At 54.4% G+C, this 7,726-nt stretch carries 7 protein-coding genes and 2 pseudogenes; 6 read left to right on the top strand and 3 right to left on the bottom strand.

Annotated features, from left to right (window positions below; genetic code table 11):
• On the bottom strand, window positions 1-185 hold a 185-nt coding region (locus tag ACXJ5O_RS14275; RefSeq protein ID WP_457300464.1), incomplete at its 3' end, for a hypothetical protein.
• A 292-nt stretch (window positions 186-477) separates the two neighbouring features.
• Between ACXJ5O_RS14275 and ACXJ5O_RS14270 the strand changes: the two are divergent.
• Window positions 478-699 (top strand): annotated as a pseudogene (locus ACXJ5O_RS14270) (inorganic phosphate transporter); the annotation flags it as partial.
• Window positions 700-1,732: 1,033 nt separating this feature from the next.
• Window positions 1,733-2,836, top strand: a complete 1,104-nt coding sequence (locus ACXJ5O_RS14265; RefSeq protein WP_457300463.1) for a YihY/virulence factor BrkB family protein — start codon at window positions 1,733-1,735, stop codon at window positions 2,834-2,836.
• Between the two features lie 215 nt (window positions 2,837-3,051).
• On the opposite strand, the gene ACXJ5O_RS14260 is transcribed toward ACXJ5O_RS14265, so the two are convergent.
• Complete coding sequence (locus ACXJ5O_RS14260; RefSeq protein WP_457300462.1) at window positions 3,052-3,891, bottom strand: phytanoyl-CoA dioxygenase family protein; 840 nt, start codon at window positions 3,889-3,891, stop codon at window positions 3,052-3,054.
• Window positions 3,892-4,461: 570 nt separating this feature from the next.
• Between ACXJ5O_RS14260 and ACXJ5O_RS14255 the strand changes: the two genes are divergently transcribed.
• The 3 genes from ACXJ5O_RS14255 (at window position 4,462) to ACXJ5O_RS14245 (ending at window position 6,297) form a co-directional block, all read left to right on the top strand.
• Window positions 4,462-5,313 carry an SDR family oxidoreductase gene (locus ACXJ5O_RS14255; RefSeq protein WP_457300461.1) on the top strand — a complete coding sequence of 284 codons (852 nt, stop codon included), beginning with the start codon at window positions 4,462-4,464 and terminating at the stop codon, window positions 5,311-5,313.
• A 174-nt stretch (window positions 5,314-5,487) separates the two neighbouring features.
• Window positions 5,488-5,886 carry a hypothetical protein gene (locus ACXJ5O_RS14250; protein ID WP_457300460.1) on the top strand — a complete coding sequence of 133 codons (399 nt, stop codon included), beginning with the start codon at window positions 5,488-5,490 and terminating at the stop codon, window positions 5,884-5,886.
• Between the two features lie 222 nt (window positions 5,887-6,108).
• On the top strand, window positions 6,109-6,297 hold the full coding sequence (locus ACXJ5O_RS14245) for a hypothetical protein (RefSeq protein ID WP_457300459.1): 189 nt from the start codon (window positions 6,109-6,111) through the stop codon (window positions 6,295-6,297).
• 330 nt (window positions 6,298-6,627) lie between these two features.
• Here the strand turns inward: ACXJ5O_RS14245 and ACXJ5O_RS14240 are convergent, their stop codons facing one another.
• Entirely contained in the window at window positions 6,628-6,957 is a 330-nt protein-coding gene (locus tag ACXJ5O_RS14240) for a hypothetical protein (RefSeq protein WP_457300458.1), read from the bottom strand.
• A 517-nt stretch (window positions 6,958-7,474) separates the two neighbouring features.
• Here ACXJ5O_RS14240 and ACXJ5O_RS14235 point away from each other — a divergent pair.
• A pseudogene (locus ACXJ5O_RS14235) lies at window positions 7,475-7,726 on the top strand (hypothetical protein); the annotation flags it as partial.

Below are 7,726 nucleotides of genomic sequence, written 5' to 3'. Positions count from 1 at the left end.
ATGACGAGGTTTAGCCATCGTAGATGCGCCTTCCAGTTCTTGTTTCCGTCGAGGCGCTTGATATTGATGCCGACCTGGATTTCTGCGTAGACCGGGAAGGGCATAGCGAAATCAAAGGGCGGCCGCGCGTTGAGCAGGTTCAGGCAACCTTGGTTGGGCTTCGGTTTCGCAAACTCGCTTACCACACATGTGTCCAGCGCCAGTCTYTGCGGATGCATCGTSGTCGCGTTCCCCAATAAGAGCTGTGAAACATAGGTCGGCGAGGGGTACTCGGATACTGAGGGATGCGTAGCCGGAAAAAGTTCTWACCGCAATAAGGCCTCCACTGGGTAAGTCGGTGCGGAGAACAGCTCCACTTTTGCGCAAATAAGTCGCAAAATTCCATCTACCGAATAAGAGTGGCGCGTTCTGGGGTTTCTCGAAGAGGGAAGACAGATACGAGTTGTTTGGCACGCGAAGTGATCGGTTCCTGCTTAAACCGGCGGTGCGATCACGCTGTTCGCGGCGACATGGCTCGGTATTCCAGTATCGACGACGCATACGATCACCGGCGCGATCATCGGCGTCGGGGCAGCGCGGCGTGTGTCGGCGGTGCGTTGGGGGCTGGCCGGAAACATCGTCATCGCCTGGCTGATCACGATGCCGGCAGCGGCATTTATTGCAGCTCTGTTTTATGTTGTTGCCGGGCTCGGTGTGTAAGCTTTAAGCGGTAATGACCGCGGCAAGATGACGTACCGCGTAGAATCAGAACAAGCTCAGATATGCCGTCAAGACCMCTCCAGCACGCAGTTAAGACTTTGGCGGAGAGACATGATCGCTCGTTTTTTGAACGTCCGTCTTTTTGATGAATGTCGGGCCTAAGCGGTGCGTTTTAGCCCCCCACGCTATTGGATTAAGTCCCACGTAACCACTTATTGCTTGCACGACGTTACGGGATAGCGTTGACCGCGCGGGCGGCGACGATGACAAGCGTCARCAGCGAGATCGTGCTCTCCAGCATCATCARCATATTTGCGCGACGGGTGAGTAGAAGCACGTCGGTGGGGACTGAATGCAGTCGCCGTATGGTATCCGAGAGAAAGGTAATCGAGTAACAAAGGCTGCCAGTCCGGTGATGCGACTACGGGTGTCGCCGTCTGCGGAATTTTTGCGGCCAGTGTTCGTTTAGGACTGAACTTACCAACTGACCTGAACACGGCAACAAGAAGGACCATTGCGATAGCATTCAGGGAACGTTTCCGGCTGATTACCTTAACCACTGGGATGAGGCGCTGTGGCTGATTACAGTGTCGGTGGGAGTTCAACTCGCTCACCAACTGCTGGCCTGATGTCCATTTCCCCAATCTGAAAAGCTAGATTTGCATCCAATCGTTGTCGTCGTCGCTACGCGAATGCTGTTGATTGCCCCGCCGACAGCATCGGCCGGACGGGATATGCGCCCGCCTGCCGTTTCGTTGGCCAAGACCGGAAACCAGAAAAACTGTCCTGTCCGCCCTGCCGTCACGTCTGGTTAACACGGCCAATGCTGTCTATGGACAAAACGGTTGCAGCTTTGATCAGTTCCCGCAAGCGGCAAGCGTCAGGCTGAAATGGAAGGTTGCGTGGCATCCCTGCGCAAAGTGGGCTTCATGGGCGTTGCAGGCTTGTTTGATTTGAAACCTTGCATTGCGGGGAACGAACCTTTTTCATGGCGGTTATCTCCTCAATTGCCCGGATGGCAAAAGGAATTGCTATGAGACGGATCGCATTCGCGCTTTACGCGTTGGCGTTGTTAACGGCAGTACGCGCCCTCCAACACCAGACAGCACCAGTATCCATCACGCCCCGACGGAATACGGGTGGGTCTTACTCAATCGACAAAGCGGCAGCGCAGCAGGAGGAGCCGCTTGAGCCCGGGCGGGGCCGCAAGGCGGAGTCTCCAGCCCAAATTCCGGCACTGGGATGGAAGGATGTTCTCTTCAGGGTCTACCATTCGTTGGAACAAGATCGGGTCATGCTGATAGCTGCTGGTTCGACCTTCTACCTTCTGCTGGCCTTGTTTCCCGCACTTACGGCTTTCGTGTCTCTTTATGGTTTTCTGGCGGATCGTGCCACGGTTGCCAGCAACATATCGTTGCTTGCGGGAGTTCTGCCGAACGATGCCCTTGACCTGATCCAAGCTCAGCTTGAGGCCTTGGCAACCCAGGATGTGAAAGCGCTCAGCGTCGGGTTTGTGCTGGGACTGCTGGTGGCCCTGTGGAGCGCAAACAACGGTTTCAAGGCCATATTCGAAGCTCTGAACGTCGCGTATGGGGAAGACGAAAGCCGCGGCTTCTTGAGGTTGAATCTGATTTCATTCGTTTTTACCTTCGGTGGCCTGTTCTTCGGGATTGTCTTAATCACCGTTCTGGGAGCCATCCCCCCTCTGTTGGCGTCACTTGGACTAACCGGCTGGAGCGAGGCCCTGATCAACATAGCCAGATGGCCGGTCATAGTGGTAATTGCCGCTCTCGCTGTCTCTGTCCTTTATCGGTTCGGCCCCGACCGCGAATACGCAAAGTGGCGCTGGCTCTCTTTCGGGGCTGTCTTTTCCGCCTTGGTGTGGATCATTGCCTCTGCCGCCTTCACGTTCTATCTCGCCAACTTTGCAGATTACAACGCGACCTACGGGACCTTGGGCGCGGTCGTCGGCCTGATGATGTGGACCTGGATATCGTTGATAATCCTGATCCTCGGAGCTGAACTCAATGCAGAACTCGAGCATCAAACTGCAATGGACAGCACCACCGGAGCACCGCGCCCCATGGGAGAGCGGGGAGCGGTGGCTGCAGACACCATAGGCGAGGCGACAGGTTAGGTGAAATCGATCGTGCTATTCATTTTCCGCTCGACGGCCGAGGTTGACGTCTCCGGCACGGAGTTCGAGATCCAGGCCGGAAAAGCTTTGGGGCGAAACAGGTGTCGGAGGCACCTACGACTGGAACGACGACAAGTATTCCATCTAGAATCAGTTCCTGCCAACATCAGCCTTGCCGACGTAAGCGATGTGCCGAGATAGTTCAATTCAGCAGACTATTCGGGATCGGCACCCATAACCAATCCTTCGATATCGTGCTTTTGAATCACGGGTTCCAACTCATTTACTACACGACATACCAAATGCTCTTTCACTGAATCGGGTAACGCATCGAAATAGGTTTGGGTCACCATGAGGTCATGCAGCTCCGCGTGTCCTGCTCCGGGAGCATCAACCCCGAGCACCAGCACGGGCCGAGCAATCGGTGATGCATGTTCTGTACCCCTATGCACGGTCAGCGCCGAACGGCAGGAAATATCGCCGAGTTGGGGAAACTTCCGAACAGCTTTGCTCTGAAACCCGAGCCAGCTTTCCTTGGCGGGAAACATTTCATGCTTCCACTCACGACCATCAACGTATTGAGTGCCAAGCGCGACTTCAAACGGTCCCATGTCCTTCGTGACATCCACGCCGGTCAAGTTAAAAGCCAACGAAGTGATGCGCCGATCTGCATAGGTTTCGGCCGGAGAAGGGAAATCTCGGTGCCAAGGCTGATATTTGGCACCTTGGAAAGGAACATCAAAACCGATCTCGACAATTTGGTAGTCCGTTCCAAGGGTCCTTTCACACATCCCCACAACCCACTGGTGCGTAACAAGATCAACAAATCCTCCAAACTCCTCAGGATGGATTTCCACATACCAGCGCCGCGGGCCGCGTCCTACCGCTCCGCCTAGCCGCTGAATCGCAGACCAAAAAGCGGTCATCATATCTTCGCGCATCGATTCAGCCCATTCACGCGGAAACGCTGATTTCTTACCAACGATTCCATCGGTCGTGAGCGTCCGTAGATCGCGGTAAAGTTCGTCGGCTAGCGATTGATCAACGCTGCTCATGTGACCTCGCACAGTTTATTATTATCAGTATGGATGGTTATAATTATAAGTCAATTGAAGCTGCACCTGGTTTTAAGTAAGCATTCTAAATTTTCCCGATCGATGGCGTCCGTTGCTCCATCTCTCGCGTAGCAGAAAAGGCTCATGAGAAAGAAGCGTCATGCGCTAACAACACTGAAAGCGTTGCGCCAGCTATTGTTTGGTCACGCCGAGTTCGGCGCAACAAGCAGTAAACTGATCCGGGGTCATTCTCGGGGAACCAACGCGGCAGCCGTTTGTTAGCTAGCAGCACAAGACCGCMCTTTGAAACGTGCCGTTGCAATTGCACTTTCCGGACCGGGCGGCCATGAGAGTGAAATCAAATAACCGGAGACTGCAAAATGTCCAGCTACAACGAAGACTCAGGCGCGGATCATGACCCAAGGCAGAAGACATTCTCGACAAGGGTAAGGAGGCTGCGTCAAACATCTATGATCAGACTGCGGCCGTGGTCGACGACGCTTATGAAGCAGCAAGCGGGCGTATAAAGGATGCGACGTCAGCCGACCATACTTGAAATGAGGTACTGAGATGTCTGACTATCCAACTCCACCATTTTCGTCACAAGAACAACCAATTCCCGGCCACACAGGTTCGATGCGGCCTATTCCTGATCACGGGGAGTTATCCTATAAAGGTAGCAACCGTCTTAAGGACATGCGCGCTGTCATTACCGGCGGCGACAGTGGTATCGGCCGGGCTGTCGCTATCGCGTATGCTCGCGAGGGCGCAGACATCTTGATTGCTTATCTCAATGAAGACGAGGATGCCCGAGAAACGAAACGGCTCGTTGAAGAGGCGGGGCGAAAAGCGGTGCTCCTCGCAGGCGATATCCAGTCGCCCGAGCAGTGCCGTTTAATTATTGACCGCGCCATAAGCGAACTCGGCGGCATCGATATCCTCGTAAACAATGCTGCCCATCAAAAGACTTTCGAGAAAATAGAAGATATCTCTGACGAGGAGTGGGAGCTGACGTTTAAGGTCAACATTCACGCCATGTTCTACCTCACGAAGGCCGCCGTTCCGCACATGAGACCAGGCAGCGCTATCATCAACACGACGTCGATCAATGCCGACACCCCCAATCCTTCGCTGCTCGCATATGCGACGACTAAAGGTGCAATTCAGAACGGCCGGCCTGGCACAGCTTCTTGCCGAAAAGGGGATCCGTGCCAATTCGGTGGCACCGGGCCGATTTGGACTCCCTTCATACCATCTACTATGCCAAAGGATGCGGTGGAAAGCTTCGGGAACCAGGTTCCGATGAAACGACCCGGGCAACCGGCTGAACTTGCAACTGCTTACGTGATGCTGGCGGATCCGCTATCTAGCTACGTATCCGGAGCTACAATCGCCGTAACAGGCGGCAAACCGATATTGTAACGTTCAACGTGCCCCTGATTAAACAATGATTACCCTTCGTCGCATGGTAGGCGTTCGATGAGGGGGTAGGCAGTAAAATGACAAAGGTAAGTTTTCGTTCACCGTTAGTCGAATCCCCATAAAGGAATTGATTTATCGACGCCGTTGACCGCAAACGACAGGAACTTTCCCTTCATGAAACGGTTTCGTCGCAAGGCACCTATGGAGGAGATCGAGATGAAACCAATTGCTTCAATTTTTGTCGCGGCAGCCATTTCAGCAATGGCAATAGCGTCCGCTATGGCCGATTGCCCGGACGCAGCGAAGAAAGACACCCAAGCGGGCATAGCGAAGGACGGCACGAAAGCCCCGATGCAGGACAGTGCGAATAGCACGACCCAAACAGGGGCGGCGAGTGTGGGCACCACGACAAGCTCCAGCACGGCAGCCAAAAAGGAGCAAAAGTCCGGTGACACGATGCCCATGGCGGCCGACAAAAATCAGGCAACATCGCAGCAGGATGTCCAGGCCCAGCAGAAAGGCGACAAGACTGCTGCCGCTTCGGCCGATGCCGACAAGGATTGCAAAAGCTAAAGTTGGCAACCGTTGGACACGTAGACCACTACGCGTCCAACGGTTGACGTCCATAATCAGTTGCTTTGCGGCAGAGTCTGTCCCCTGCCTGCTTTGAGATGTGAGTACCCGCCTGCAGACAGCGAGGCACCCCCAAAAGCCACGCCGCGGCTAACGAGAGGTGGCGGAACGAAGGCATAATCTAACCGTTGAGCTCAGCGAAGTAAGCTAGGAGGAAATGCGATGGGTATCGAGCAAGCTCCAACAGAAAAAGGCAAGCAAGCCGCGCGCGGATTGAGAAAGAGCGCCGCAGCGGATGAGAAGAAGGTCGAGTCGCAAAAAGGTTCTGACCTTGCCAAGGGTGCAGATCGCTTTGAGGAACGCTCGAAAAGCTCCGACGGCAAGAGCGCGGGAAAAAAGCAGGGACTTTGATAGGCGAGTCCGAACTTTACTAATTCGGGCGCACGAGCTGATTGCCGAGACGGTCGAATGATTGAAGCCGACGTCCCACGATTTCTGGCGGAGACAAGTGATGCTGGAGGCTGTTGGTGCCGTTTTGGCGATCGCTGGGTGCTCCATTCGGCTTGGGCGGCTTAGTGGTCACAGACTGAGCCGACCGCCAGACAATCAAAACTCACCCTCCTTGGAACCTCGCGGGCAGGGGCTGAAGTTCCTTGGATTGACGAGAAAAATTCCGACGATAGTTCTGATTGTGGTTGGCGGCATCATGCTGCTTTATGCTGACTGAATGCCCATCGGTCCTCAATGCCTACCGCTGGGACCCGAGGGGAAGTCTATCGGTGACAAGCCCTGCATGGAGCGGACCTTGTTCACAGTCGTCACGGAAAGATTGGTCCACACGTCCGCTATTGATCCCGCGCCGTCCCTTAAGTCATCCTCGATATCGCTGGCGCTCTTCATTTGCTCCATGATCCGATCAAACGTCTGTACGCCTTGCTCCACGACGCGGTAAAGCCGGGTAGCCTGGGCAACGCTCAGATCAGGGATTTCCAGAGCTTGTTTCACGTCGTCCGCGATCTGGTTCGCGAACTCYGCCTGCTCTTGCAGTGTTGCTATCCAATCGATGGTCATGATTTGCCGAGACCAGTTGCGCAGGGGCCGGACATGCCGAGCTCGTTTGAGAGTATAATCCGGATACCGGAACGAGATGGGCAAAAGGGTTCAAGGCAACTTTGTCCTCGTACCCTCGATGCTCCGACAATACCATTCCATTCCAAGCGCTTGTCAAATCGAGACGATGGCCAAATTGGTATCCTGCGCCGATGCAGCAAAAATCGATGCCATGCCGCGGTGCGGAAACGTCGTTCCGCCTCGTTGGCACGCCTATGAGTCAGCTGGAGCGTTTGCCGAACACATAGGGAAATACTACTCCAAGCGCACGGAGGCGACGGAGTTAGCTAATGCCCTATAATAAAAAACGAAAGGTGAGTCCCGACGCGGGGTCCAATGGGCGGTGACACGCCGAGCCTCTGCCGAAGAGGTCCCCAGCTCTCCGACAGGCCTACGAACTCCGATAGCAAAATATTGTTCCGATCGATCCATTGCCAGGCACTTGGTGAGGCTTGTTCGGGGGTCCCGCTTTCTTGTCGTGCCTCTGCAAACAACGTTCTCAAGCAGCCACAAATTCGGTTCTGATGCTGCGAAGAATGCAATAGAAATCTCCCAGCGCGACACTGGAACCTGCGTGCGCCATTCTTATCAGCTTAAACGGCAGGAACTTTTTCTCGCTCCGGACAGTTTACAATCCGGTTTCAGAAAGGATCGGAAGATGACAACCCCTCAAGAACTGCAGCAAAAATTTTGGAAAACGCTAAAATCTGACATGACAATGATGTTGGGT

It is taken from the genome of Phyllobacterium sp. P5_D12 (genome assembly GCF_054049495.1).
Note: the sequence above shows the minus strand (reverse complement) of the source record. Positions and strands in the feature narration are given on the sequence as shown.